26 protein-coding genes are annotated in these 22,918 nt (G+C 66.5%); 13 read left to right on the top strand and 13 right to left on the bottom strand.

Annotation, left to right across the window (positions count from 1 at the left end):
• Positions 1–29: 29 nt before the first annotated feature.
• A complete protein-coding gene (locus BM252_RS01305; RefSeq protein ID WP_093382553.1) occupies positions 30–791 on the bottom strand; it encodes a substrate-binding periplasmic protein in 762 nt (253 codons plus the stop codon).
• A gap of 140 nt (positions 792–931) precedes the next feature.
• On the opposite strand from BM252_RS01305, the gene ffh reads away from it, so the two are divergent.
• Together ffh and BM252_RS01295 are read left to right on the top strand one after the other, a co-directional pair.
• On the top strand, positions 932–2,299 hold the full coding sequence (gene ffh, locus BM252_RS01300) for a signal recognition particle protein (RefSeq protein WP_093382551.1): 1,368 nt from the start codon (positions 932–934) through the stop codon (positions 2,297–2,299).
• 266 nt (positions 2,300–2,565) lie between these two features.
• A complete protein-coding gene (locus BM252_RS01295) occupies positions 2,566–2,946 on the top strand; it encodes an SWIB/MDM2 domain-containing protein (RefSeq protein ID WP_093382548.1) in 381 nt (126 codons plus the stop codon).
• A gap of 105 nt (positions 2,947–3,051) precedes the next feature.
• Here the strand turns inward: BM252_RS01295 and BM252_RS01290 are convergent, their stop codons facing one another.
• Positions 3,052–3,705 (bottom strand): lytic transglycosylase domain-containing protein, encoded by a 654-nt coding sequence (locus BM252_RS01290; RefSeq protein WP_093382545.1) that lies wholly within the window; start codon positions 3,703–3,705, stop codon positions 3,052–3,054.
• Entirely contained in the window at positions 3,705–5,441 is a 1,737-nt protein-coding gene (locus BM252_RS01285) for a proline--tRNA ligase (protein ID WP_093382543.1), read from the bottom strand. The genes BM252_RS01290 and BM252_RS01285 overlap by 1 nt, the downstream gene beginning before the upstream one ends.
• Before the next feature lie 203 nt (positions 5,442–5,644).
• Here BM252_RS01285 and BM252_RS01280 point away from each other — a divergent pair, with 203 nt between their 5' ends.
• On the top strand, positions 5,645–6,274 hold the full coding sequence (locus BM252_RS01280) for an RNA pyrophosphohydrolase (protein WP_093382540.1): 630 nt from the start codon (positions 5,645–5,647) through the stop codon (positions 6,272–6,274).
• A 218-nt stretch (positions 6,275–6,492) separates the two neighbouring features.
• On the opposite strand, the gene BM252_RS01275 is transcribed toward BM252_RS01280, so the two are convergent.
• Positions 6,493–7,074: a malonic semialdehyde reductase gene (locus BM252_RS01275; RefSeq protein ID WP_093382538.1), complete on the bottom strand. Its 582-nt coding sequence runs from the start codon at positions 7,072–7,074 to the stop codon at positions 6,493–6,495.
• 106 nt (positions 7,075–7,180) lie between these two features.
• On the opposite strand from BM252_RS01275, the gene BM252_RS01270 reads away from it, so the two are divergent.
• Positions 7,181–7,612, top strand: a complete 432-nt coding sequence (locus BM252_RS01270) for a DUF1841 family protein (RefSeq protein WP_093382535.1) — start codon at positions 7,181–7,183, stop codon at positions 7,610–7,612.
• A gap of 75 nt (positions 7,613–7,687) precedes the next feature.
• Here BM252_RS01270 and BM252_RS01265 read toward each other — a convergent pair whose 3' ends face one another.
• Both BM252_RS01265 and BM252_RS01260 read right to left on the bottom strand, forming a co-directional pair.
• Positions 7,688–8,029, bottom strand: a complete 342-nt coding sequence (locus BM252_RS01265; RefSeq protein ID WP_093383248.1) for a c-type cytochrome — start codon at positions 8,027–8,029, stop codon at positions 7,688–7,690.
• Between the two features lie 11 nt (positions 8,030–8,040).
• Complete coding sequence (locus tag BM252_RS01260; protein WP_093382532.1) at positions 8,041–8,382, bottom strand: c-type cytochrome; 342 nt, start codon at positions 8,380–8,382, stop codon at positions 8,041–8,043.
• A gap of 236 nt (positions 8,383–8,618) precedes the next feature.
• On the opposite strand from BM252_RS01260, the gene BM252_RS01255 reads away from it, so the two are divergent.
• Positions 8,619–9,485: an AAA family ATPase gene (locus BM252_RS01255; RefSeq protein ID WP_093382529.1), complete on the top strand. Its 867-nt coding sequence runs from the start codon at positions 8,619–8,621 to the stop codon at positions 9,483–9,485.
• Positions 9,486–9,489: 4 nt separating this feature from the next.
• Positions 9,490–10,659 (top strand): vWA domain-containing protein, encoded by a 1,170-nt coding sequence (locus tag BM252_RS01250; protein WP_093382526.1) that lies wholly within the window; start codon positions 9,490–9,492, stop codon positions 10,657–10,659.
• Positions 10,660–10,739: 80 nt separating this feature from the next.
• Here the strand turns inward: BM252_RS01250 and BM252_RS01245 are convergent, their stop codons facing one another.
• The gene (locus BM252_RS01245) at positions 10,740–10,919 is read right to left on the bottom strand and encodes a hypothetical protein (protein WP_093382523.1); all 180 of its coding nucleotides are present in this window, start codon (positions 10,917–10,919) and stop codon (positions 10,740–10,742) included.
• Between the two features lie 330 nt (positions 10,920–11,249).
• Between BM252_RS01245 and BM252_RS30805 the strand changes: the two genes are divergently transcribed.
• Both BM252_RS30805 and BM252_RS01240 read left to right on the top strand, forming a co-directional pair.
• The gene (locus BM252_RS30805; protein WP_174900376.1) at positions 11,250–11,612 is read left to right on the top strand and encodes a hypothetical protein; all 363 of its coding nucleotides are present in this window, start codon (positions 11,250–11,252) and stop codon (positions 11,610–11,612) included.
• The gene (locus tag BM252_RS01240) at positions 11,533–12,105 is read left to right on the top strand and encodes a GNAT family N-acetyltransferase (protein WP_093382520.1); all 573 of its coding nucleotides are present in this window, start codon (positions 11,533–11,535) and stop codon (positions 12,103–12,105) included. The genes BM252_RS30805 and BM252_RS01240 overlap by 80 nt, the downstream gene beginning before the upstream one ends.
• On the opposite strand, the gene BM252_RS30800 is transcribed toward BM252_RS01240, so the two are convergent.
• Both BM252_RS30800 and BM252_RS01235 read right to left on the bottom strand, forming a co-directional pair.
• Positions 12,098–12,259 (bottom strand): hypothetical protein, encoded by a 162-nt coding sequence (locus BM252_RS30800; RefSeq protein ID WP_174900375.1) that lies wholly within the window; start codon positions 12,257–12,259, stop codon positions 12,098–12,100. The genes BM252_RS01240 and BM252_RS30800 overlap by 8 nt on opposite strands.
• Positions 12,256–12,570, bottom strand: a complete 315-nt coding sequence (locus BM252_RS01235; protein WP_093382517.1) for a hypothetical protein — start codon at positions 12,568–12,570, stop codon at positions 12,256–12,258. The genes BM252_RS30800 and BM252_RS01235 overlap by 4 nt, the downstream gene beginning before the upstream one ends.
• Positions 12,571–12,878: 308 nt before the next feature.
• On the opposite strand from BM252_RS01235, the gene BM252_RS01230 reads away from it, so the two are divergent.
• The 4 genes from BM252_RS01230 (at position 12,879) to BM252_RS01215 (ending at position 16,970) form a co-directional block, all read left to right on the top strand.
• Positions 12,879–14,081: a class I SAM-dependent rRNA methyltransferase gene (locus tag BM252_RS01230; RefSeq protein ID WP_093382514.1), complete on the top strand. Its 1,203-nt coding sequence runs from the start codon at positions 12,879–12,881 to the stop codon at positions 14,079–14,081.
• A gap of 124 nt (positions 14,082–14,205) precedes the next feature.
• Positions 14,206–14,679, top strand: coding sequence for a potassium-transporting ATPase subunit C (locus tag BM252_RS01225; protein ID WP_093382511.1), 474 nt, complete (start codon positions 14,206–14,208; stop codon positions 14,677–14,679).
• Between the two features lie 21 nt (positions 14,680–14,700).
• Complete coding sequence (locus tag BM252_RS01220) at positions 14,701–15,150, top strand: GNAT family N-acetyltransferase (RefSeq protein ID WP_093382507.1); 450 nt, start codon at positions 14,701–14,703, stop codon at positions 15,148–15,150.
• A 302-nt stretch (positions 15,151–15,452) separates the two neighbouring features.
• On the top strand, positions 15,453–16,970 hold the full coding sequence (locus tag BM252_RS01215; protein ID WP_093382504.1) for a RimK family protein: 1,518 nt from the start codon (positions 15,453–15,455) through the stop codon (positions 16,968–16,970).
• 54 nt (positions 16,971–17,024) lie between these two features.
• On the opposite strand, the gene BM252_RS01210 is transcribed toward BM252_RS01215, so the two are convergent.
• Positions 17,025–19,049 (bottom strand): alpha/beta fold hydrolase, encoded by a 2,025-nt coding sequence (locus BM252_RS01210; RefSeq protein ID WP_245774025.1) that lies wholly within the window; start codon positions 19,047–19,049, stop codon positions 17,025–17,027.
• A 261-nt stretch (positions 19,050–19,310) separates the two neighbouring features.
• On the opposite strand from BM252_RS01210, the gene BM252_RS01205 reads away from it, so the two are divergent.
• Positions 19,311–20,768, top strand: coding sequence for a condensation domain-containing protein (locus tag BM252_RS01205; RefSeq protein ID WP_174900374.1), 1,458 nt, complete (start codon positions 19,311–19,313; stop codon positions 20,766–20,768).
• Positions 20,769–20,807: 39 nt separating this feature from the next.
• On the opposite strand, the gene BM252_RS01200 is transcribed toward BM252_RS01205, so the two are convergent.
• From BM252_RS01200 to BM252_RS01190, 3 genes are read right to left on the bottom strand one after another with little or no spacing between them, the layout of a single operon-like run.
• Positions 20,808–21,713, bottom strand: coding sequence for an acyl-CoA desaturase (locus BM252_RS01200; RefSeq protein WP_093382498.1), 906 nt, complete (start codon positions 21,711–21,713; stop codon positions 20,808–20,810).
• Positions 21,714–21,719: 6 nt separating this feature from the next.
• Positions 21,720–22,004 carry an acyl carrier protein gene (locus BM252_RS01195; protein ID WP_093382495.1) on the bottom strand — a complete coding sequence of 95 codons (285 nt, stop codon included), beginning with the start codon at positions 22,002–22,004 and terminating at the stop codon, positions 21,720–21,722.
• A gap of 21 nt (positions 22,005–22,025) precedes the next feature.
• Complete coding sequence (locus tag BM252_RS01190; RefSeq protein WP_093382492.1) at positions 22,026–22,916, bottom strand: alpha/beta fold hydrolase; 891 nt, start codon at positions 22,914–22,916, stop codon at positions 22,026–22,028.
• Positions 22,917–22,918: the final 2 nt, after the last annotated feature.

Below are 22,918 nucleotides of genomic sequence, written 5' to 3'. Positions count from 1 at the left end.
GGCCGGCGCCGCGTCGGCGCCGCCGCGCCCTACTCGCCCCGGTACTTGCCGTAGATGGCGCGGTAGCGCCCGCTCTTGCGCAGTTGCGCCAGGCCGGCGTTGAAGTCGTCGCGCAGTTGCGCGTCGCGGAACACCGGCCGGTAGTCGCGCGGGTCGGCGCGGGTGAAGGCGTGCTCGTCGACGGCCGGCATGACGAAGGCCGGGTCGCGCTCGCGCCGCTGCCACACATAGTATTGGAAGATGGTGCGGTCGCTCAGCACCACGTCGTAGCGGCCCAGCGCCAGCAGCAGCGGCTGGGCCGCCTGGTTGTTGCGCTCGACGTAGTCGGGCGAGCGGCTCAGCGCGCCCAGCCATTCCGGGTAGCGCTTGGCGGCGCCGACGAAGGCCATGATGCTGCGCCCGCGCAGCTGCTCGGGCCGCTCGATGTGCAGCTTGCGCGCGCGCAGGGTGTAGAACACGTTGTCGTACAGCACCGGCGGCTCGGCGTAGTGGCCGCGCCCGGCCATGTCCTCGCCGACGTCCATCATGATGGCGTCGACCCGGCCGCTGCGGTAGGCGACCGGCAGGCGCCCCATCGGCAGGTACTCGGCGCGCAGCGTGTGGCCGCGCAGCGCCAGCGCCTCGCGCACCACCTCGACCTCGATGCCGCCGTCCTGTTCGACCAGGATGTAGGGCGGCAGGTTGTCGCCGAAGCCCATGCGCACGGTGGCCGCCGGCGCGGCGCCGCCGGCCAGCGCGCCGCCCAGGGCGGCGCACCACAGCAAGCAGCGCCAACGCCACACTCTTCTCATGCGCACTCCCGGGAAACCGCAACGGCCAAAGGCGAAATGATAACAGGACTGGCGCCGCCGGCCCCTGCCCGATGGGGTAAAATGGCGGCCATCGTCCGGCCCGCCGCCGGCACCCACCCAGACAGATTGCAGGTTTCCCCATGCTAGATAATCTTACCCAACGCCTCGCCAAGGTCGTCAAGACCATGCGCGGCGAGGCGCGCCTGACCGAGGCCAACACCGCAGAGATGCTGCGCGAAGTGCGCCTGGCCCTGCTCGAGGCCGACGTCGCCCTGCCGGCCGTGCGCGAGTTCATCGCCAAGGTCAAGGAAAAATCCATGGGCGAGGAGGTGATCTCCTCGCTGACGCCGGGCCAGGCCCTGGTCGGCGTGGTGCAGCGCGAGCTGGCCGCCATCATGGGCGCCGACCTCGGCCCCGAGGCCTCCCAGCTCAGCTTCGCCCAGCAGCCGCCGGCGATCATCCTGATGGCCGGCCTGCAGGGCGTCGGCAAGACCACCACCGTCGGCAAGCTGGCCAAGTACCTGAAGGAGGAAAAGAAGAAGAAGGTGCTGACCGTCTCGGCCGACGTCTACCGTCCCGCCGCGATCGCCCAGCTGCAATCGGTGACCGCCCAGGTCGGCGCCGACTTCTTCCCCTCCACCGCCGCCGACAAGCCGGTCGACATCGCCCTGGCCGCGCTGGACTGGGCCAAGAAGCACTACCACGACGTGCTGATCATCGACACCGCCGGCCGCCTCGGCATCGACGAGGAGATGATGCGCGAGATCGCCGCCGTGCACGCCGCCGTCAAGCCGATCGAGACCCTGTTCGTGGTCGACGCCATGCTCGGCCAGGACGCCATCAACACCGCCAAGGCCTTCAACGACGCGCTGCCGCTGACCGGCATCGTGCTCACCAAGCTCGACGGCGACGCCCGCGGCGGCGCCGCCCTGTCGGTGCGCCACATCACCGGCAAGCCGATCAAGTTCGCCGGCGTGTCGGAAAAACTCGACGGCCTGGAGGCCTTCGATCCGCAGCGCATGGCCAACCGCATCCTCGGCATGGGCGACATCATGGCCCTGGTCGAGGAGGCGCGCAAAGGCGTCGACACCAAGGCGGCCGCCGAGCTGGCGCAGAAGATCAAGGTCGGCGGCAAGTTCGACATGAACGACTTCAAGGCCCAGCTGGGCCAGATGAAGAAGATGGGCGGCATGGCCAGCCTGGTCGACAAGCTGCCGGCCCAGTTCCAGCAGGCCGCCGGCGGCGCCAACATGGACCAGGCCGACAAGCAGGTGCGCCGCATGGTCGGCATCATCGATTCGATGACGCCGCAGGAGCGCGCCAAGCCGGAGCTGATCAAGGCCACCCGCAAGCGCCGCATCGCCGCCGGCGCCGGCGTCCAGGTGCAGGAGGTCAACCGCATGCTGACCCAGTTCGAGCAGATGCAGACCATGATGAAAAAGCTCTCCGGCGGCGGCATGATGAAGATGATGCGCTCGATGAAGGGCATGATGCCGGGCATGCGCTAGGCGCCTTGCGCCCGCTGTTCGCCCTCTATATTAGTACGGCGACAAGACCGACGACACCGCCCCGCAGCCCCTGCGCGGCGGTGTTTTTTCGTGCAAAAGCCAGTGTCCACGCCCTTTCGCGGTGCACGGGCGCGCCGCGGCCCCCATTTACGTGGCGTTTGCGGGAAAAATAACGAAAAACACTTGCATCCACGGTAAATCCCCACCAATATTAGCCGTGCGATCAATTGCGCAATTTTCCATGTGTTCGTTAAGGAGGCTCGAAGATGGCAACAGCCAAAAAAACCCCAGCAGCAGAACCAGCTAAAAAGGCCGCGGCCGCCAAACCCGCAGCCGTGAAAAAAGCAGCACCCGCCAAACCAGCCGCAGCCAAGAAAGCCGCTCCTGCAACGCCGCGCAAGCCGAACGCCGCTTTCATGAAAGAGATGACGCCTTCCGCCGTGTTGGCCGCCGTCGTCGGCGCCACGCCGCTGCCGCGTACCGAAGTGACCAAGAAGGTCTGGGACTACATCAAAAAGCTCGACCTGCAAGATCCGGCCAACCGCCGCATGATCAATGCCGACGACAAGCTCAAAGCAGTATTCGGCGGCAAAGCCCAAGTGTCCATGTTCGAAATGACCAAGCTCATTTCCGACCATCTGAAATAAGCGCAGCGGCCCGACGGCCGCGCCGAAGTGCCCCCGCTCGCGTCGCGACGGGGGCATTTTTTTCGTTTGAAGGTTTGTGGCGGCGCGACGCCGTGGCGGGCGCGCCTACAGCGGCGCCGCGGGCTTCCAGTTGTTCCAGGCCGCCAGCACGGCGTTGGGGTACTCCGGCCGGCCCCGGCTGCCGTTGTAGCGGCCCAGGGCGAGGAACAGGTTGCCCGCCTCCATGTCGATGTACATGCGCAGGATGGCGCAGCCGTAGCGCAGGTTGGTTTGCATGTCGAACAGGGCGCGCCGGTCGCGGTCGCCGATCACGTTGGTCCAGAACGGCATCACCTGCATGTAGCCGCGCGCGCCGACCATCGAGACGGCGTACTTGCGGTAGGCCGACTCGACCTGGATCAGGCCGAGCACCATGGCCGGATCGAGGCCGGCGCGCTTGGCCTCGTACCAGGCGGTGGCGAGGAACTCCTCGCGCACCTGCTGGTCCGGCAGCTTGCGCCGCAGCCGCTGCGACATCTGCGCCAGCCAGTCCTGGTAGCGCAGCCGCTCGGCCGCGTTGGCGAAGGCCGGCCGTGGCGGCCGGCTGTCGCGGATCGAATTGGCCAGCGCCAGCCGCACCGCGTCGGCCAGCGCCTCCTCCTTCTGGTTGCCGGCCCGCGCCGGCGCGCACAGCAGGACGCCGGCCAGCGCCAGCGCCAACAGCGCCAAGCAAGGCGCCGGCGGCGCCGGCGCGCGGACGGCGGGGACCGCGCGCGGCATCACTTCTGCATCTTGCCCTGGACGAAGGCGATGATCTCGGCCAGCGGCACGGCGCTGGCCTCGGTATCGCGGCGGCCCTGGTATTCCAGGTTGCCTTCCTTCAGGCCGCGCTCGCCGATGACGACGCGGTGCGGCACGCCGATCAGCTCCCAGTCGGCGAACATGGCGCCCGGACGCTGGCCGCGGTCGTCGACGATGACGTCGATGCCGGCCGCCTGCGCGTCGGCGTACAACTGCTCGGTGGCCTGTTTGACCATCTCGCTGCGGTCCATCCCCATCGGGCACAGCACCAGCTCGAACGGCGCCAGCGCGGTCGGCCAGATGATGCCCTTGTCGTCGAAGTTCTGCTCGATCGCCGCGCCCAGGATGCGGGTGATGCCGATGCCGTAGCAGCCCATCTGCAGCGGCGCCGGTTTGCCGTTCTCGTCGAGGAAGGTGGCCTTCATGCTCTCCGAGTAGGCGGTGCCGAGCTGGAACACGTGGCCCACCTCGATGCCGCGCTCGATGGCCAGCACGCCCTTGCCGTCCGGCGAGGCGTCGCCCTCGACGACGTTGCGCAGGTCGGCCACCAGGGCCGGCTCGGCCACGTCGCGGCCCCAGTTGGCGCCGGTGTAGTGGAAGCCGGCGTCGTTGGCGCCGCAGACGAAGTCGGCCATGTTGGCGACGCTGCGGTCGGCCACCACGGTGACCGCCGCCTTGGTGCCGATCGGGCCCAGGTAGCCCGGCACGCAGCCGTACACGTCGAGGATCTCCGCCTCGGTGGAGAAGCGGTGGTTGGCCAGGCCGGCGACCTTGCCGGCCTTGATCTCGTTGAGCTCGTGGTCGCCGCGCAGCAGCAGCATGAAGTGCTGCTGGGTGGTCTTGCCGTCGGCCTCAAGGTCGACGGTCAGCGCCAGCGTCTTGACGGTCCGGCTCAACGGCAGGCCCAGCTGGGCGGCCACCTGCTCGCACTTGGTGGCGTCCGGCGTGGCGGTCTTGACCAGGGCGGCGCCGGCGGCGGCGCGCGGCGCGGCCGGGGCGACCGCCTCGGCCGCCTCCATGTTGGCGGCGTAGTCGGAGTCGGGGCAGTAGACCAGCGCGTCCTCGCCGGTGCTGGCGATGACGTGGAACTCGTGCGAGCCGGAGCCGCCGATGGCGCCGTTGTCGGCCGCCACGGCGCGGAACTGCAGGCCGAAGCGGTTGAAGATGCGCGTGTAGGCGTCGAACATCACCTGGTAGGAGGCCTGCATGCCGGCCGCGTCGCGGTCGAAGGAGTAGGCGTCCTTCATGGTGAACTCGCGGCCGCGCATCAGGCCGAAGCGCGGACGGCGCTCGTCGCGGAACTTGGTTTGGATGTGGTAGAAGTTCAGCGGCAGCTGGCGGTAGGACTTGATCTCGCTGCGCACCACGTCGGTGATGACCTCCTCGGAGGTCGGCTGGAAGGCGAATTCGCGGCCATGGCGGTCCTTCAGGCGCAGCAGTTCGGCGCCCATCTTGTCCCAGCGGCCGGTCTCCTGCCACAGTTCGGCCGGCTGCACCAGCGGCATCAGCAGCTCGATGCCGGCGGCGCGGTTCATCTCCTCGCGCACGATGGCCTCGACCTTGCGGATCACCCGCAGGCCCATCGGCATATAGGTGTAGATGCCGGAACCGAGGCGTTTGATCATGCCGGCGCGCATCATCAACTGGTGGCTGACGATTTCGGCGTCGGACGGCGCTTCTTTAAGCGTGGAAATAAAAAATCGGGAGGCGCGCATAACGGTGAATTCTTTTTAAAAAGAGAGGGTTATAATCAACCTAATTTTAAAGGATTAGCTGGCTGATGCGTCCATACTTTATACAAATGCGATCAATTGATGGCGTTCCGGCCGTTTTCGTACCCCGAAAACCCAGCCGGCGCGCGGATTTGTGGGCAAAAATATAAGAGGGACGCGCTGTCGCAGAAAGTTTGAGGTGCAATATGCTCGACCGTGAAGGGTTTCGGCCCAACGTCGGCATCATCCTGCTCAACGCCCAAAACGAGGTGTGGTGGGGCAAGCGGGTGCGCGAGCACTCATGGCAATTTCCGCAGGGCGGCATCAAATACGGGGAAACGCCGGAGCAGGCGATGTACCGCGAGCTGGAGGAGGAGATCGGACTACGACAGGAGCACGTCAAAATCGTCGGCCGCACGCGCGACTGGCTGCGCTATGAGGTGCCCGACCACTTCATCAAGCGCGAGATCCGCGGCCACTACCGCGGCCAGAAGCAGATTTGGTTCCTGTTGCGCATGTGTGCGCGCGACAACGACGTCAACCTGCGGCTGACCGACCATCCCGAGTTCGACGCTTGGCGCTGGCACGACTACTGGGTGCCGCTCGACGTGGTCATCGAGTTCAAGCGCGAGGTGTACCAGCGCGCGCTGCAGGAGCTGTCGCGCTTCCTGACCTGGCCGGCGCACGGCAGCGGCCACCACCGCCACACGGCGCGCTACCTGCGCCAGCCGCACGGCCCCAAGCCGGCCGCCGAGGCCGAGGCCCAGCCGGCGACGGCAGAGTGCGCCGCCGAAGCCGAGCCGCAACTGGCGCTGCCGGCCAAGAGCGGCGGCTGAGCCAGCGGCAACGGAATGAACAAGGGCCGGATCGCCAGATCCGGCCCTTTTCTTTTGCACCGCACAACCGGGGTCAGTGCCGACATTCGGACACGAGCTCAACAATTAGCGGATGAGGTTCGCGCCTCCCCGCCTCTTCCTATCCCCGTGGAACCGGCACTACGGTTGAGGCCGTGTCCGAATGTCGGCACTGACCCCGGGGTTACGAGGTTGCGGGCTTAGACGATGCGGCAGGCCTCGGCGAAGCTCAGCCGGGGCGCGCGCGGGCGCACCTTGGCCGGCTCGCCGTAGCCCAGGCTGCAGACGAAGTTGGCGCGCACCGGCGTGCCGGCGAAGAAGGCGGCGTCGAGCTTGTCGGCGTCGAAGCCGGACATCGGCCCGCAGTCCAGGCCGATGGCGCGCGCCGCCATGATCAGGTAGGCGCCCTGCAGCGAGGAGTTGCGCAAGGCGGTGTCGGCGATCGCCTTGGCGTTGCCGACGAACCAGCTGCGGGCGTCGACGGCCGGCGACAGCTGCGGCAGCTTTTCGTAGAACTCCATGTCCATGCCGACGATCACCGTCACCGGCGCCTGCTCGACCTTGGCCTGGTTGCCCGGCGCCATGCACGGCAGCAGCCTGGCCTTGGCCTCGGCGCCCTTGACGAAGACCAGCCGCGCCGGCGATGAGTTGGCCGCCGTCGGCGCCCACTTGAGCAGGTCGAACAGATGCTCCAGTTGGGCGTCGCTGACCTCGCGCGGCTGCCAGCCGTTGTGCGTGCGGGCGGCGTAGAACAGGGTGTCGAGGGCGGTGTCGTTGAGCATGTCGGCTCCAGCAAAGGTTGGTTGGGGAACGGAAACACCCTGTCAGCCTACACATTTTCTCCAGGGGGTACAATGGCGCCTGCCTTTTCCTCACCAGCACACGACCATGTTCACACCCTCCTCCGACGACGTGCGCCGCTTCTTCTGCGACGCCCACCGCAAGCACCACGCCAAGGAAATCCTCAGCCCGATCGAGGCCATGGCGGCCGACTGGATCGTCCAACACCCCGAATACGACGAGGCGCTGCGCGACGTCGAGGCGGCGCTGGCGCGCGACTACTCGGTCGAGGGCGGCCAGGCCAACCCCTTCCTGCACCTGGCTATGCACCTGTCGATCAGCGAGCAGTTGTCGATCGACCAGCCGCGCGGCATCCGCGCCGCCTGCCAGGAGCTGGCGCGCCGGCTCGACTCCGAGCACGCCGCCCATCACGAGGTGATGGAGTGCCTGGGCCAGATGATCTGGACCTCGCAGCGCGCCGGCCTGCCGCCGGACACCGAGAGCTATGTCGAGGCGGTGCGGCGGCGCGCGCGCGGCTAGGCCGCGACGCGAAAACGCAGACGAAAAAAAGCCACGCTAGCGTGGCTTTTTGTTCACAAGCGACCGTGTCGCGCGTCAGCGGTGGGTCACCAGCGTGGTCGGCAGGCTGTGCAGATAGGCCGCCAGGTCCTTGATGTCCTGCTGGCTCAGCGCCTTGACCTGCAGCGTCATGGTGCCGTCGTTGCGGCCGTTGGCGCCGTCGCCGCGCTTGTAGGCGGTCAGCGCGTGCTCCAGGTAGTCCTTGTGCTGGCCGGCCAGCTTCGGATAGTCGGGCGAGATCGGCGTGTTGAAGTCCTTGCCGTGGCAGGTGAAGCAGGTGTACTTGTCGGCCAGTTGCTTGCCTTTTTCGATACTGCCGCCGGCCATGGCGGACAGCGACACGGCGGACAGGAACAGTGCGGTCATCAGTTTTTTCATCGTGGTCTCCTTCATTTCGCCGCGGTGTGTTGGGCAGGCTGCTGCGAATAGTAGGCGGCGATGTCGGCCATGTCCTGGTCGGACAGGCTGGCGGCGATGCCCTTCATCGACGGATGCTTGCGGTCGCCTTTTTGGTAGGCCTTCAAGGCCTTCTCGATGTACTTGGCCGACTGGCCACCAATCATCGGCACCTGGAACACTTCGGGGAAGGTCGCCTTGTAGCCCGGAATGCCGTGGCAGCCGATGCACATTTCAATCTTTGCCGGGGCGGCCTTGGCGTCCCCAACGATGTCTGCCGCGGAGGCGGCATTGGCGACGCCGGCGAGCACGAGAAGTGCGTAGATTTTTTTCATGGTGGTGGCAAGCTAATCAATGGGGAATCGGAGACCGCAATTGCGAAATAATTGATGTATGCCCTATCAAAAATCGCAAAAACATGCTTGTTGTACTATCAGAGTCCGATTCTAACTCAATAACATTCTTAGAGTCCACATGGATTCTGGCCGCCACCGCACGGCCGCCGGACTGCGCGCCGGGCCGGTTCTGGCATATACTCGGCGCTACTTCAACACTCTGCGAGACCGTCCCAATGCACGCACAACCGGCCCAGGCCCAACGCTTCCAAGGCTCCGACAACTACGTCGCCACCAACGACTTAAAACTGGCCGTGAATGCGGCTTTGACGCTACAACGGCCGCTGCTCATCAAGGGCGAACCGGGCACCGGCAAGACCATGCTGGCCGAGGAGGTGGCGGCGGCGCTGAACATGCCGCTGATGCAGTGGCACATCAAGTCGACCACCAAGGCGCAGCAGGGCCTGTACGAGTACGACGCGGTGTCGCGTTTGCGCGACTCCCAGCTGGGCGACGAGCGCGTGCGCGACATCCACAACTACATCGTCAAGGGCGTGCTGTGGCAGGCCTTCACCGCGCCCGAGCCGGTGGTGCTGCTGATCGACGAGATCGACAAGGCCGACATCGAGTTCCCCAACGACCTGCTGCGCGAACTGGACCGCATGGAGTTCTACGTCTACGAGACGCGCGAGATGGTGGTCGCCAAGCACCGCCCGCTGGTCATCATCACCTCCAACAACGAGAAGGAGCTGCCCGACGCCTTCCTGCGCCGCTGCTTCTTCCACTACATCAAATTCCCCGACAAGGACACGATGGAGCAGATCGTCGCGGTGCACTATCCGAACCTGAAGAAGGAGCTGCTGGCCACCGCGCTGCAGACCTTCTACGAGGTGCGCGACGTGGCCGGCCTGAAGAAGAAGCCGTCGACCTCCGAGTTCCTCGACTGGCTCAAGCTGCTGCTGGCCGAGGACATCCCGGCCGAGGCGCTGCGCAGCCAGGACAGCAAGGCCGTGGTGCCGCCGCTGCACGGCGCGCTGCTCAAGAACGAGCAGGACGTACACCTGTTCGAGCGCCTGGTCTACATGTCGCGCACCAACCGCTGACGCCATGCTGATCGATTTTTTCTTCACCCTGAAGGACGCCAAGATCCCGGTGTCGATCAAGGAGTTCCTGACCCTGCTCGAGGCGATGCAGAAGAACGTCATCGCGCCGTCGATGGACGACTTCTACTATTTGTCGCGGCTGACCATGGTCAAGGACGAGGCCCACTACGACAAGTTCGACCGCGCCTTCGCCCAGTACTTCAAGGGCATCAACGCCGCCTTCGACAACAACGGCGCGATCCCGCTCGACTGGCTGGTCAAGCGCATGCAGCGCGAGCTGAGCGAGGAGCAGAAGGCGCAGCTGGAGAAGTTCGGCTACGACAAGCTGATGGACCGCCTGGCCGAGCTGCTCAAGGAGCAGAAGGAGCGCCACGAGGGCGGCAGCAAGTGGATAGGCACCGGCGGCACCTCGCCCTTCGGCAACGGCGGCACCAACCCCGAAGGCGTGCGCATCGGCGGCAAGGGCGGCAACCGCACGGCGGTCAAGGTGTGGGAGGCGCGCGCCTACAAGGACTACGACACCGAGCGCGAGCTGGGCACGCGCAACATCAAGGTGGCGCTGCGGCGCCTGCGCAAGTTCGCCCGCGAGGGCGCCGAGGACGAGTTGGCGCTCGACGCGACCATCCGCGCCACGGCCAACAACGCCGGCTTCCTCGACATCAAGATGCGGCCGGAGCGGCGCAACAAGGTCAAGGTGTTGATGCTGTTCGACGTCGGCGGCACCATGGACGACCACATCGAGCGCACCGAGGAGCTGTTCTCGGCGTCGAAGACGGAGTTCAAGAACATGGAGTTCTTCTACTTCCACAACTGCGTCTACGACTACATGTGGAAGAACAACCGGCGGCGCAACTCGGAGCGGTTTCCGACCTGGGACATCCTGCGCAAGTACCCGCCGGACACCAAGCTGATCTTCGTCGGCGACGCCACCATGAGCCCGTATGAGATTTTGCAGCCGGGCGGCTCGGTCGAGTACAACAACGAGGAGGCCGGCGCCGCCTGGCTGGCGCGCTTCACCGCCGCCTTCCCCAAGTTCGTCTGGCTCAACCCGGAGCCGGAGCAGCTGTGGCAGTACCGCCAGTCGGTCGCCATCATCCGCCAGTTGATGAACAACCGCATGTACGGGCTGACCATCAGCGGGCTGGAACAGGCCATGCGCACGCTGAGCAAGTAGGCCGTCGACGCCCTAGTCCGCTACACGGCAAAAGGGTCAGACCCTCGGGTCTGACCCTGCGGTGCGGGGTCAACGCTCAATCAGCGCCCCGCGCCCCACCAAGCCAGCAGCACATGCAGCGACATACCGGCCGCCACCATGGTCACCACCAGATAGGCGATGCCACGGCTGGCGCGCCGCGCCCGCGCCAGCCGCGCGCAGCGGTCCGGTTCGCGCCACACCTTGGCGGCGCCGTGCTCGAAAGAAGAATGTCCACTCATACGCCCTCGCCCCTGTTTGATTTCGGTATCGATCAGCTTAGCCAGGCGCGTCTAAAATTGGTGTAAAGAGTTGTGCCCGGCGCGCATACACGGCATAAAAACCACCTCCAGCAAACCGGCCGCCAGCATTGATGGCACCCGCAGCGACTCAAGCGCGAACAATATTTACGCGGCGTATACAAGAACGGACGCACTGTTTATGACGTTTTTACGTCCAGACCGCTAACATTCCAAGTGACGCACAAAGCGCATGTCCACGCCGCCACGATCCGGCCGCACCGGGCGGCGGCGTCATCGCTGTCTTCCTTCCCGACCTTGGAGCCCAACGCCATGCTGCAAATGAACCAGGAACGCTACCATCGACACAACCGCGGCCGGGTTCGCCGCGTCCGCCACGACAACGCGGCGGGCCAGGACAGGCACGGCCTGAACGGCTACGCCGTGTTTTGGACGGCCATGATCGCCGCCGTGGTCCTGCTTTGGTACACCGTGATCTCCCTGCTGCTCGCCGAAGGCGCGACTAACATACCGCCGCCGCCGGCCGTCATCGGCAGTGCGCCGTCGGCGCACGCCGAACGCAGCACCAACCCATCCCTTTCGCCCGCCCCCGCCTATGCATTCCACCTTCAATCTCACCGCCAAGCGCATCAGGCTGCGCCTGCTGGAGGACCGCGACGCCAAGGCCTTGCTTGAGCTGTACGCCGACCCCGAGGTCATGCGCTACTGGAACCACGCGCCATGGACCACGCTCGACCAGGCCGAGGCGGCCATCGCCGAGGCCGGGGCGGACTACGCCAGCGGCGCCGCCCTGCACTGCGCGATCGAGCACAGCGCCAGCGGCGCACTGATCGGCAGCTGCGCCCTCTACGCCTTCGTGCCGCAGCACGGCTGCGCCAGCCTCGGCTACCTGCTGGCCAAACCCTACTGGCGCCAAGGCTATCTGTCGGAGGCGATGCGCGCGCTGCTGGAGCACGCCTTCGGCGAGCTCGGCCTCAACCGCATCGAGGCCGACGTCAACCGTGGCAACACCGGCTCCGTGGCGGCCCTGGAAAGACTGGGCTTCCGCCACGAGGGCTGTCTGCGCGAACGTTGGATCGTCGACGGCAAGAAGCACGACACGCAGTTGTACGGCCTGCTGCGCGGCGACTGGCGCGGCGGCGCCCCTGCGCTGCACCTAGTCAAATAGCCCGGGCGGCGGCGCAGGCGCAGCGCCCCTGGCCGCAGTCGAACGCGTCGGCCAGCGGCACCTTGCGGCCGCTGCGGGTGCGCAGCACCGCCAGCTTGTTGGCGACAAGCCCCCTGCGACGGGCGCCCGCTTGATTGACGATGGCGATGATCATGCTGTCTTTCCCTCCGTTTGAGTCAGTGTGATTGGCGCCAGCCGGCACAGCCTGGCGTCCGGTAAAAACCGCCCGACGGCGTCGACGACGGCGCCCGCCGCCGCCTCCGTCAGGCACAGCGCGACGCGCATTCTGCTGTTGTGCTGATAGGCCTCGGCACGGACGAAGCGCAGCGCGTCGCCGGCGACACGGAAGACGATCTGCCGCAGGGTGGTGAGCGATTCGGCCGCGATGTCCAGGTGGACGATGCACAGCGGACAGGGCCGGACGGCCGCGCGCCGACGCCGTGTCGGCAGCAGGGGAAAGCGCATGACGACCTTCCGACTAAGTGTTTATGTACTGAAAAGGTTAACAGTTCGACTGTAAAAATTTTCTAAAAGATCCGGCCGAAGTCGTATGGGCGGTATATAGATGCGCGAAGAAACGTCGAGGCGGGGCGCGGATTTACACAATCTTGACGGGATAAGCCCGGCAATTTACGCGGCGTTTATGCCTTCGCCGGTATATTTCCGCCAGGGGGCCCGGGCCGTGCCCCGCCGGTGCCGGCGCAGCCGCCACAGCCATCCCATTGATCCATGGCGCCCAGCGCAAGCGCCAGCAACCCTCCCGTCCATCCCACATGCTCACTCTCACTCTCAAGCCAGGCAAGGAAAAAAGCCTGCTGCGGCGCCACCCCTGGATCTTCCCCGCCTCGATCGCTCGCGTCGACGGCCAGGCGGGCGCCGCCCCCCCGCCCGGCGCCACCGCGCTGGTGCGCTCGGCCAGCGGCGAGCTGCTGGCCCGCGCGGCCTACAATCCGAGTTCGAAAATCTGCGCCCGCATGTGGACCTTCGACGACGAAGCGGTCGACCCGGCCTTCATCGGCAAACAGATCGGCAAGGCCCTGGCCTACCGCGCCGCCAACGTGCACGGCACCGACGCGGTGCGCCTGGTGTTCGGCGAGGCCGACGGCTTCCCCGGACTGGTGGTCGACTGGTATGGCGGCCGCGACGGCCACCTCGTCTGCCAGTTCCAGTCGGCCGGGGTCGACAGCTGGAAGGGCGAGATCGTGCAGGCCCTGGTGGCGCAGACCGGCTGCGCCAACGTCTACGAGCGTTCCGACGCCTCGGTGCGCGAACGCGAGGGCCTGGCGAAGGCCACCGGCGTGCTGGCCGGCGCGGCGCCACCCGAACACATCCACATCGAGGAGCACGGCGTGCGCTACGCGGTCAACGTGCGCACCGGCCACAAGACCGGCTTCTACATCGACCAGCGCGACAACCGCCAACTGGTGATGCAGCACGCCAAGGGACGCGAGGTGCTCAACTGCTTCTGCTACACCGGCGGCTTCACCCTGGCGGCCATGCGCGGCGGCGCCGCCGGCGTCACCTCGGTCGACTCGGCCGGCGACGCGCTGGCCCTGGCGAAACGCAATTTCGACCTGAACGGCTTCGATCCCGCCAGGGCGCATTGGTGCGACGCCGACGTGTTCGGCCTGCTGCGCCAGATGCGCCAACAGGGCCGCAGCTTCGACCTGATCGTACTCGACCCGCCCAAGTTCGCCTCCTCCGCGCAGCAGGTCGAGCGCGCGGCGCGCGCCTACAAGGACGTCAACCTGCTGGCGCTGCAGCTGCTGCGCGAGAACGGCCTGCTGTTCACCTACTCCTGCTCGGGCGCGATCAGCGCCGAGCTGTTCCAGAAGATCATCGCCGGCGCCGCCACCGACGCCAAGGTCAACGCCCGCATCCTGCGCCGCATGCACGCCGGCATGGACCATCCCTTGATGACCAGCTTCCCCGAAGGCGATTATCTGAAGGGCTTGCTGCTGATGCGCGTGGCCTGAGCGGGCGCGCCGGCCGGGCGGCGTTTTTACGCATCCGATACGCCCGACGCGCAACTCTTTACAAAATATTTAGCCGCATCCCGCTAAGCTTTCTCCCACTGACAGCCAACACGGGGGGCGTGACATGAAGACACATCGTTGCGACAGCGGCACCACGGTGCCGCCAAAGCGCCGCGCGCCGCCGTCGCTGGCGCGGCGCACCGGCCAGCGCCTGTTGTGCCTGTTGTGCCTGGCCGCCGCGCTGTGGGCAGCCAGCGCCGTGGCCCAGCTGACGCGGGCCGACGCGCCGGCGCCGGCGCGCCAGCGCAGCCAGCGCGAACTGCCGCCGCCGCCGCCGACGACGCGCCTCGCCCAGCTGTACTTCCAGGCCGGCCGCAACGGCGCGCCGCCGCCCGGCCACGCCGCCGGCCTCGAGCTGAGCGCCGCGCACGAACAAGTGGCGCGCGTGGCGGCGACGCGGCGCGCCAGCCCGACCGCCGTGGCCAGCCTGCTGGCGGCCAGCGTCGCGCCGCAACCGGCCGGCCGGGTCGGCGAGCCGCGCGTCAGCCTGCTGGCGCTGAACCTGGCGCTCGACCTGCAACTGCCGGCGCCGCACTGACACCATCGAACGAGAACCGACTTGATCCACATCGCCACCGCCCAGGACATCACCGCCCTGCTGAGCATCGAGAACGCCAGCTTCGCCGGCGACCGCATCAGCCGCCGCAGCTTCCGCCACCTGCTCGGCCACGGCAACACGCTGACCCTGCTCGACGCCCGCGTCGGCGCGCCGCGCGGCTACCTCATGCTGCTGTTCCGCGCCAACAGCTCGGTGGCGCGGCTGTACACCATCGCCACCCATCCCGACTTCCTCGGCCGGGGCGTGGCGGCGGCGCTGCTGCGGCGCGCCGAACTGGCCGCGCGGGAGCGTGGCTGCGACCGCCTGCGGCTGGAAATCCGCCACGACAACCAGGCCTCGCTGGGCCTGTTCCACAGCCGCGACTACCGCATCTTCGGCCAGTACGCCGACTACTACGAGGACGGCATGCACGCCCACCGGCTCGAGAAGCCGCTGGCGGGCGCGCGCTAGCGCCGCCTGCGCGGCGGGCGCGCCGCGCCGCCCGCCACGGCCGCGCTTACTCAATTTTTATGAAACCGGGCGCTTTCTTTGCACGGTTTTTACAGCCGTCCCGGTACAGTAACGAAACACAACGACGAACCACACCGACGCTTCAACCCAGGCCGCCCGTGCCGCTAACAGGGCGTTCGCGCGCGAGCGCATCCACCGGTCCACTCATGACTACCACCAAACTATCCGCCGCACCCGCGCCGCTCCAAGCGGTCCAACAACCCAGCAAAGGCGACGACGAACCGCCCGCCAACCCGCCCCCCATGCCGCGCCCGCGCGCCGGCAGCCGCCGCCTGCTGCTGGTCGAAAGCGCGCAGGACGGTCAGGCGCTGGCGCCGGGCGCCACCTGCATGACCGCCGCCGACTTCCTCGACGCCGCCGCGCCGACACTGGCGCCGGGCACCACCATCGTCAACCTGTGCCGCAGCTACAAATACCTGTCGCTCGGCTACTACTGCTCGCTGCTGGCCGAGGCCCGCGGACACCGCGTCTACCCCTCGGTGAAGACCATCAACGACCTGTCGCGCAAGGCCGCCTACAGCCACGAGATCGACGACCTCGACCATGCCTTGAACCGCGCCCTGGGCGGCCCCGACTGCCGCCCCATGCCGTCCGAGTTCGCCATGGATATCCATTTCGGCAGCGCCGACTTCGCCCCGCTGGACGCTCTGGCGCGGCGCATCTTCGCCACCTTCCCGGCGCCGGCCATGCGCGCCGAGTTCGAGCGCGGCGGCGAACACGGCGGCGACTGGCACATCCGCGCGCTGCGCGTGCTCAACGTGGCGGCGTTGGAGCCGCACCGCCACGCCCTGTTCGGCGCCGCCCTGCAGGCCTTCCAGCCGGACGCGCCGGCGCTGCCCGCCAGCGCGCGGCGCGGCGCGCGCCACCACGTCGCCATCCTGCACGACCCGGACGAGGCGCTGCCGCCCAGCAACCGCGCCGCGCTCGACAACTTCATCCGCGTCGGCCGCGAGCTCGACATCCACGTCGCGCTGATCGAGAAGAAGGACTTCGCCGGCCTGGCCCGCCACGACGCGCTGCTGATCCGCGAGACCACGGCCATCAACCACCACACCTATCTGTTCGCCAAGCAGGCCGAGAGCGAGGGCCTGGCGGTGATCGACGACGCCGCCTCCATCCTGCGCTGCACCAACAAGATCTTCCTGGCCGACCTGCTGCGCCTGAACGGCATCCCCACCCCGCGCACCTACGTGCTGCAGGCCGGCCAGCTGGGCGACACGCAATGGCTGGAGCGGGAGATCGGCTATCCGATGGTGATGAAGGTGCCCGACGGCGCCTTCTCGCGCGGCGTGTCGAAGGTGGCCGACCGCGCCGAGTTCGAGCGCACCGCGCGCGAGCTGCTGGCGCAATCGTCGCTGATCCTGGTGCAGGAGTACCTGTACACCGACTTCGACTGGCGCATCGGCGTGCTCAACGGCGAGGCCATCTTCGCCAGCCAGTACTACATGTCCAAGGGCCACTGGCAGGTCGCCAAGCGCGGCATGGACGGCAAGGCGGAGTTCGGCCTGAGCCGCGCCGTGCCGCTCGAGGCGGTGCCGGCCGATATCCTCGACCACGCCGTGCGCGCCGCGCGCCTGATCGGCGACAGCCTGTACGGTGTCGACATGAAGATGAGCGCCAGGGGGCCGGTGGTGATCGAGGTCAACGACAATCCGAACATCGACGCCAGCAACGAGGACGGCGTGCTCGGCGACGAGCTGTACCGCATGGTGCTGCGCGACCTGACCCGCCGCGCCGACCTGCTGGCGCGGCGCCATTGACGGCTGCGGCGCGGCGCCGGCGCGGGCGGCCGCCCCGGCGCGCGGCCTTTGACGTCAACGGCTGAGGGCCACCCCGAGTTCGCGCGGGGTGGGCACGCGTGCGGCTTTGCCGCCTGTCCGCGCCAGAACCCAGTCGACCAGGGTGTTAGCGACCAGGCTGCTTCCAGGCATGCCCGGGGCAGGCGCAAAGGCTCGTTCACCCAGGGAGTCGTCGGCGGCGACGAAGTCGGTGTGCTTGTAATATCGGGTGTTGATGCTCGCCGATATAGGGGACTTGGCCGCCGCGGCCGGCGACTGGACCGTGCCCGTGGCGCCAATATTGGTATAGTCCGTCACCAAGGGGAAGACCGAAGGGACGGTCGACGACACCGGCCGTTGGTTCGCGTAGTACAAGGGAATGTCGATCAGGCTCTTATCGATGTCCAGATTGACCCCTTTGTAATCGAACGTGAAAGTCGGCCCGGCGCTGACCAGCTTCATCTCGAGCTCATAGCGCTCCGACGGATACCAGTTGCTGGTGACAATTTCACGCGCGTCGATCGACACGGTGCCGCTGACCGGGAAGCGATAGGTGACTGGCCGGATGTTGGTGCGATTGCTGGTCCAGGCATACCCTTTCATAAACTGCGCGGCCTTGCCGACGCCGACCTTCTGCGCCGGCGGGATGACGGAGCCGCCGCCCGCCTCCGTCCATCCATAGATTTTCTCCTCGTCGATTTGCGAGAGCAGCGGGACGCAGCGGTCCGGCGGCGAAGTGCTGTCGCAGTGATGCTCCGTGGCGGGCACGGGTTCGAAGTTGAGCAAACCAAGGCTCTCGCCCACGGCTATGACCAGGGGCTCCTGCAGGTTGACCTGCAAGGGCAGCGACGCCGCGCTGGTGGGGCTGGTATCGAAATTCATGCCCGCGCGTGCCAGATGCGACAGGCGGATGTGGCCCAGGAAGGCGTTCGCGCTGGCCGCGGTGGTTCCCGGAAAGCCGGCCGACGCCGTGATCATGCCCGTCTGGCGGGGGGCGAACAAGGACTCGGCGCGGGGATTTTCCCTCGCGTAGTAACGCGTGCTGGCCAACTCGCGCGCCCCGGCGGCGGGGCCGGAGGCCAGGTTGAGGCCGGTGGCGTCGGTGTAGACCGGGCGGCTGCCGTCCCGCAACGCGTCAATGGCCGCCTGATGCGCCGTCCTCTGCGCCTCCGACGGCAAGCCGGGGGTGCCGTAGGCGCCGGCGTCGTCCAACATCACAATGCCCGCCAGATGCTGGTAGCCGCGGGTGCGGTCGGGCCGCAGGCGGCCGGCATAGACACTGGTGAAGCTGCCCCCCTGCGAGTGCCCCGCCAGAAACACGTTCTTGGTGTCGGCTTCCTGGCCGATCAAGGCCAGCATGCGGTCCACGTCGCCTGCAAAGGTTTCCACGCCCCAATCCGCGATAAAGCCCAGGTCGCCTTGCTCAAGCGGACGCCAGGTGGCGTCGGGACGGCCCGTCAGCAGCTTGGGCCCGACGACGGGAAACTTGCCACGTCCATCCAGGGCGGTCCGGCCGTCGCTGCCCATGATCGATTCGCCGAAATAGTAGGCGACCGCCGCCAACGGCTCGTCTTGCACGATCGCCCGGCGCGCGCCCAGCGTATCGGCGAGGTGGGCGCCGCGGCGCTGGACGATCCACACTTCGAGCCGGCAATCGACGATTTTATCGCCGTCCTTGCAGGCGTTTTTTTTCCGGTTCGCCTTGTGGACGAGTTGCGACGCCAAATACATCCAGTTCCCTGGCGTGCTGGAGAATCCCGGCATCGCCAGAATGACCGCGTTGGCCTTTCTTGGCTTGACGCCATCGAGCGCGGAGCGCACGCGCAGGAAGGTCGCGGTGTTGAATTCCTCGGGCGTTGCGATGACGTGGATGTCATCGGCCTGGCGGGCGCCGGGGATTTGCACATATTCGCCAACCACATCGGGATAGTCGGGCATCAGCGCGTGCCTGAGCGGTCCGCCGCCCTTTTCCCGGCTCGCGTTGTCGTCGGCCAGAGCGCCGGTTGCCAACGAGGCCAGGGCGATTGCGACCGCCATTCGGTTCACCGCGTGTAGGAGCATGAATTTTCCTCTGTTTTCAAGTAAGGATTCGATACCCCGCCACATAGCCGGGGCGGCACGGGCGGCGGGGCACCCAGGGTTTTTCGGATGCGGGCCGCCAGCGAACAAGCGCTTGCGGCGGCAAGTGGAAAACATAATCCAGCCGCGCGCCGTTGATAACTGTCCGGATGGACAGCAGGCTTCGCGCCGGACGGCGCCTAAGATATCGCGACGAGCGATGGACGATGGACGAAGCGTCACCCACAAGAAGGAGGCTTTGCCTTGGACCCTGAAGAGAATATCGGATCTCGGCGCAACAAACATTGGTCCGGACATGCGGCCGGCAGGGCGGCCGCAAAGATTGGCGAACATATCGCATTCACCGAAAGAAGCCCGATACCCGGCCCGGCCGGCGGTTTGGAATGCATCCTTCATCCCGCGAGCATCGTCCCCGCCCCGTCGAATCTGGAAGTCCTCATCCACGAGCACAATTACGATCCCGCCGATACGGCGGACCAGGCGCACAGCGCGCTGGTGCTGAAAGGCCGGCTGGACGTGGTGGCCTTGGAGGCCGCCCTGTCCGATCTGGTCGCCCGGCACGAGGCGCTACGCACCACCTATCGCGTCGACGCCAACGGCGGCGCGGTACAAACCATCCATCCCCCGTGGACCGCGATACTGCATGTTGACAAGGTCGATGCCGGCGCCCGGCCGGGGGCGACGCCGGCGCCGGCGGCGGGCGGCATGCCGGTTCAATTCGATCCGGAAAAGTTGCCGCTGATTTGCTGGAGCTTGACCGAAATCGGCGATACCGAGCATGTGTTGCGCCAGGTCGAGCACCGTTTTCTCCATGACGAGTGGTCGTCGAAAATACTCAAGCGGGAACTGGCGCACTTTTACACTATCCGGACCTCGGCCAAGCACCGGCCATCCCCGCCCGACTGCTCGCAGTTCAGAAAATTTTGCGCGCACGAACGGCATTGGTTGAACTCGCACGCGTGCAAAAAATCGATCAATTTTTGGCGCGACTATCTGCGGGGAGCCGGCGCGTTGTTGGAGCTGCGCGGCGCCAAGCACAGAAGCGCGAAAAAGACCTTCGGCGGCAAGCAACGCCGTCTTTCCCTGCCGTATTCCAACTGGGCGCTGATCGGGGCCGCCGCGGAGCGCTTGCGCGTGACGCCGTTCCAGCTGATGTTCTCCGTTTTCAGCGAGCTGGTGGGGGAACTGAGCGGCACAAGCGATTTCCTGATCGGCACGGAAGTCGCCAATCGTGCGCAAAGCGAATTCCACGACACCGTCGGAATGATCGCCAATCTTTTGCCGGTTCGCCTGCGGCGCGACGAGGGCGAGCCATGGCGCACGAGGATGGCGAAATACGCCGGCTCCCTTCAACAGGCGCTGGCGCACGAAGCCGTTCCGTTGCCCGCCATCATGGCCGTCGCGGATCTGCACGGCCGCCGGGTCGGCACGCCGCCGGTGCAGGTCTGCTTCAGTTTCCACCGCGCGCCGGCGCGGGATGAACTGCCATTCGCGGGCTTGAACGCGGAGGCCGTGGAACAGGTCCACTACGGCAGCGTCAAGCACGAACTCGCGGTGACCGTCACGCCACCCGCCGCCGGCGGCGACTTCTCCCTTGTTGTCGCCTACAACACGTCGGTGTACTACGACGCCATCGTGGATGCCGTCATCGGCGACTATGTGCGGCGCTTGGCCGCGCTGAACGAGGCCGTGGGGCGATAACGCGGCACCGCTCCCGCGGCGCCGGAAGGGCGCGCCGGGTCAACGCCAGTTTGGCTTGGCGGCCCAGCCGCACAGGACGAACAGGCGGATGAGCCACGCGCCCGGGTCCAGCTGCCACCACGTTTTTTGCGTGCTGGCGGCGGCCGGGTCGGCATGATGGTTGTTGTGCCATCCCTGTCCGAAGGTCGGCAACGCCAGCCACCAGCAATTCGTGCTGCGGCCGACCAGCTTGTTGCTGAAGGGCCGGCTGCCGACGCGATGCCCGAAAGCGTTGATCATCCAAAACAGATGCTGCGTGATGCAAACAGGGACCAGTCCGCCCCACAACAAGCCCATCAGCGCGCCCTCCACGGACTGCCGAACCAGCGCGCCAACCACGGCCGGGATCAGGATGCCGGCCAGCGCGATCATGGCGAAATTGGAATGCACCTTGAACAAGATGCGGTTCTTGTACAGGTCCGTGCCGAATTGCTGCCACCCCTCCTTGAGCTTGACGTCGGTATCGATGGTCCAGCCCACGTAGCCATACAGGAACGACTGCAAGTTTTTCCAGAGCCCGTCCAGGTTCCTGTTCGGGGTATGCGGATCGTCCGCCGTGTCGACAAAGCGGTGGTGCCGCCGATGGGTGGTCACCCACCAGATCAACGGGCCGTGCCCCCCCATCGAACCGGCCACGGCGAGAACCCATTCGAGGCCGGGGGTGGCGCGAAAGGCCCGGTGCGCGAAGCAGCGGTGAAAACCCACTTCGATCCCCATCATCGTGAACAAATACATCCCCAGGCACATCAGTATCTCCAGCCAGCCGATCCGCCAATCGGCGAACAGCAGCGCGACCGCCGCGATCAGGCCGATGACCGGCAACGCCACGAAGAGCCGGCCCAGCACATAGTCGTACCTGCGCAGGCGCGCCTGGTGCAGCTGTTTAAATGTATCCATCTTTTCCATGTGTCGTTATGGTTGCTTGCCGGCGCCACCCAGCGTGGAGACGTATTTCGCCAGCGCGGCGATCGTCGGGTACTCGTAGAGGACGGTTGGATCGATATTGCGGCCCGACCATTCCGCCAGGTCGCCGGACATCACGATGGCCATCATCGAATCGACGCCCTGCTCGGCGAACGTCATGGCCGGGTCGACCCGCTCCGGCGCCAGGTCCAATTTGCCGGACAGGTGGCCGACCAGCCACCGCGCGATCGCTTGCTCGTCGAGTACTGCGTGTTCCGCGACTAAATTACCCATGGGTTATCTCCTTCTGAAATATTAATGTTGTGCTTGTAAATGCGCGGCCAGCCAGTCTTCGACATACCGGGTTTGGTCGACGCTCATCAGGTGGGGGAAATGCCCGGCGTCGGGCACTTCGAAAACTTCCATGCCGGGCATGGTCGCCTTCATGCGTTCGAGCATGGACGTGGTGAGCACCTGGGAGTGCCTGCCGTGCACCACCAATACCGGACACTTCACTTTCTCCCATACATCCCAGATATCGGCCGGCCGCTGCCCTTGTTCCGTGTAGAGCTTGGGGAGCGCCGGATCGTAGGCCAGGCTGAACTTGTCCGGGCCGATTTGCCGGACGCCATGCCGCAGCAAATGGTCGAACATCTCGTCGGACGCGCCGCCGCTCTGCTTCATCGCCGCCCGCACCCACACCCCGGCCGATGTCATGGAGCCGAAGACCGGGTAGTAGCTGATCATTTTCGCCATTTTTTCAAACAGCGCCGGATCCAGCCCCGGCCCCGTGTCGTTGAGGACCAGGCACGAGATCCGGCGGTCGGGCTCGGCCGCGAGGAGTATGCCCAACAGGCCGCCATAGGAGGTGCCGACATAGCCCAGCCTTTTTTGCCCTATCCGCCCAAGCAAGTGGGACAGCTGGGCGAGAAACATCTCCTTGCGGTAAACCAGCCCTTCGCCCAGCCACTCGCTCTCGCCATGCCCCATCAAATCCGGCGCGTAGGTGGCGAACCCGCGTTCCAAGCGCGACGCCAGGAAGCGGAAATCGTGCCGGGTGCGCGTGATGCCGTGGACGCAGACCACGGCCGGCGCGTCGGCCCGGTCTTGCTGGCGGGATTCAAGCGAGTACCGGAGCCGCCTTCCGCCGAAGTCGAAATCGGAATCGTGGAGAAGAGGTGAGGAATATTTTTCTATGATCGCCATCG

Source organism: Rugamonas rubra (genome assembly GCF_900114705.1).
Taxonomy (GTDB): Bacteria; Pseudomonadota; Gammaproteobacteria; order Burkholderiales; family Burkholderiaceae_D; genus Rugamonas; species Rugamonas rubra.
Note: the sequence above shows the minus strand (reverse complement) of the source record. Positions and strands in the feature narration are given on the sequence as shown.

Bases quoted from the DNA above. Each gene is read 5' to 3' on its own strand.
- BM252_RS01305 (WP_093382553.1), bottom strand. From the start codon at position 791: ATGAGAAGAGTGTGGCGTTGGCGCTGCTTGCTGTGGTGCGCCGCCCTG.
- ffh (WP_093382551.1), top strand. From the start codon at position 932: ATGCTAGATAATCTTACCCAACGCCTCGCCAAGGTCGTCAAGACCATG.
- BM252_RS01295 (WP_093382548.1), top strand. From the start codon at position 2,566: ATGGCAACAGCCAAAAAAACCCCAGCAGCAGAACCAGCTAAAAAGGCC.
- BM252_RS01290 (WP_093382545.1), bottom strand. From the start codon at position 3,705: ATGCCGCGCGCGGTCCCCGCCGTCCGCGCGCCGGCGCCGCCGGCGCCT.
- BM252_RS01285 (WP_093382543.1), bottom strand. From the start codon at position 5,441: ATGCGCGCCTCCCGATTTTTTATTTCCACGCTTAAAGAAGCGCCGTCC.
- BM252_RS01280 (WP_093382540.1), top strand. From the start codon at position 5,645: ATGCTCGACCGTGAAGGGTTTCGGCCCAACGTCGGCATCATCCTGCTC.
- BM252_RS01275 (WP_093382538.1), bottom strand. From the start codon at position 7,074: ATGCTCAACGACACCGCCCTCGACACCCTGTTCTACGCCGCCCGCACG.
- BM252_RS01270 (WP_093382535.1), top strand. From the start codon at position 7,181: ATGTTCACACCCTCCTCCGACGACGTGCGCCGCTTCTTCTGCGACGCC.
- BM252_RS01265 (WP_093383248.1), bottom strand. From the start codon at position 8,029: ATGAAAAAACTGATGACCGCACTGTTCCTGTCCGCCGTGTCGCTGTCC.
- BM252_RS01260 (WP_093382532.1), bottom strand. From the start codon at position 8,382: ATGAAAAAAATCTACGCACTTCTCGTGCTCGCCGGCGTCGCCAATGCC.
- BM252_RS01255 (WP_093382529.1), top strand. From the start codon at position 8,619: ATGCACGCACAACCGGCCCAGGCCCAACGCTTCCAAGGCTCCGACAAC.
- BM252_RS01250 (WP_093382526.1), top strand. From the start codon at position 9,490: ATGCTGATCGATTTTTTCTTCACCCTGAAGGACGCCAAGATCCCGGTG.
- BM252_RS01245 (WP_093382523.1), bottom strand. From the start codon at position 10,919: ATGAGTGGACATTCTTCTTTCGAGCACGGCGCCGCCAAGGTGTGGCGC.
- BM252_RS30805 (WP_174900376.1), top strand. From the start codon at position 11,250: ATGCTGCAAATGAACCAGGAACGCTACCATCGACACAACCGCGGCCGG.
- BM252_RS01240 (WP_093382520.1), top strand. From the start codon at position 11,533: ATGCATTCCACCTTCAATCTCACCGCCAAGCGCATCAGGCTGCGCCTG.
- BM252_RS30800 (WP_174900375.1), bottom strand. From the start codon at position 12,259: ATGATCATCGCCATCGTCAATCAAGCGGGCGCCCGTCGCAGGGGGCTT.
- BM252_RS01235 (WP_093382517.1), bottom strand. From the start codon at position 12,570: ATGCGCTTTCCCCTGCTGCCGACACGGCGTCGGCGCGCGGCCGTCCGG.
- BM252_RS01230 (WP_093382514.1), top strand. From the start codon at position 12,879: ATGCTCACTCTCACTCTCAAGCCAGGCAAGGAAAAAAGCCTGCTGCGG.
- BM252_RS01225 (WP_093382511.1), top strand. From the start codon at position 14,206: ATGAAGACACATCGTTGCGACAGCGGCACCACGGTGCCGCCAAAGCGC.
- BM252_RS01215 (WP_093382504.1), top strand. From the start codon at position 15,453: ATGCCGCGCCCGCGCGCCGGCAGCCGCCGCCTGCTGCTGGTCGAAAGC.
- BM252_RS01210 (WP_245774025.1), bottom strand. From the start codon at position 19,049: ATGCTCCTACACGCGGTGAACCGAATGGCGGTCGCAATCGCCCTGGCC.
- BM252_RS01200 (WP_093382498.1), bottom strand. From the start codon at position 21,713: ATGGAAAAGATGGATACATTTAAACAGCTGCACCAGGCGCGCCTGCGC.
- BM252_RS01195 (WP_093382495.1), bottom strand. From the start codon at position 22,004: ATGGGTAATTTAGTCGCGGAACACGCAGTACTCGACGAGCAAGCGATC.
- BM252_RS01190 (WP_093382492.1), bottom strand. From the start codon at position 22,916: ATGGCGATCATAGAAAAATATTCCTCACCTCTTCTCCACGATTCCGAT.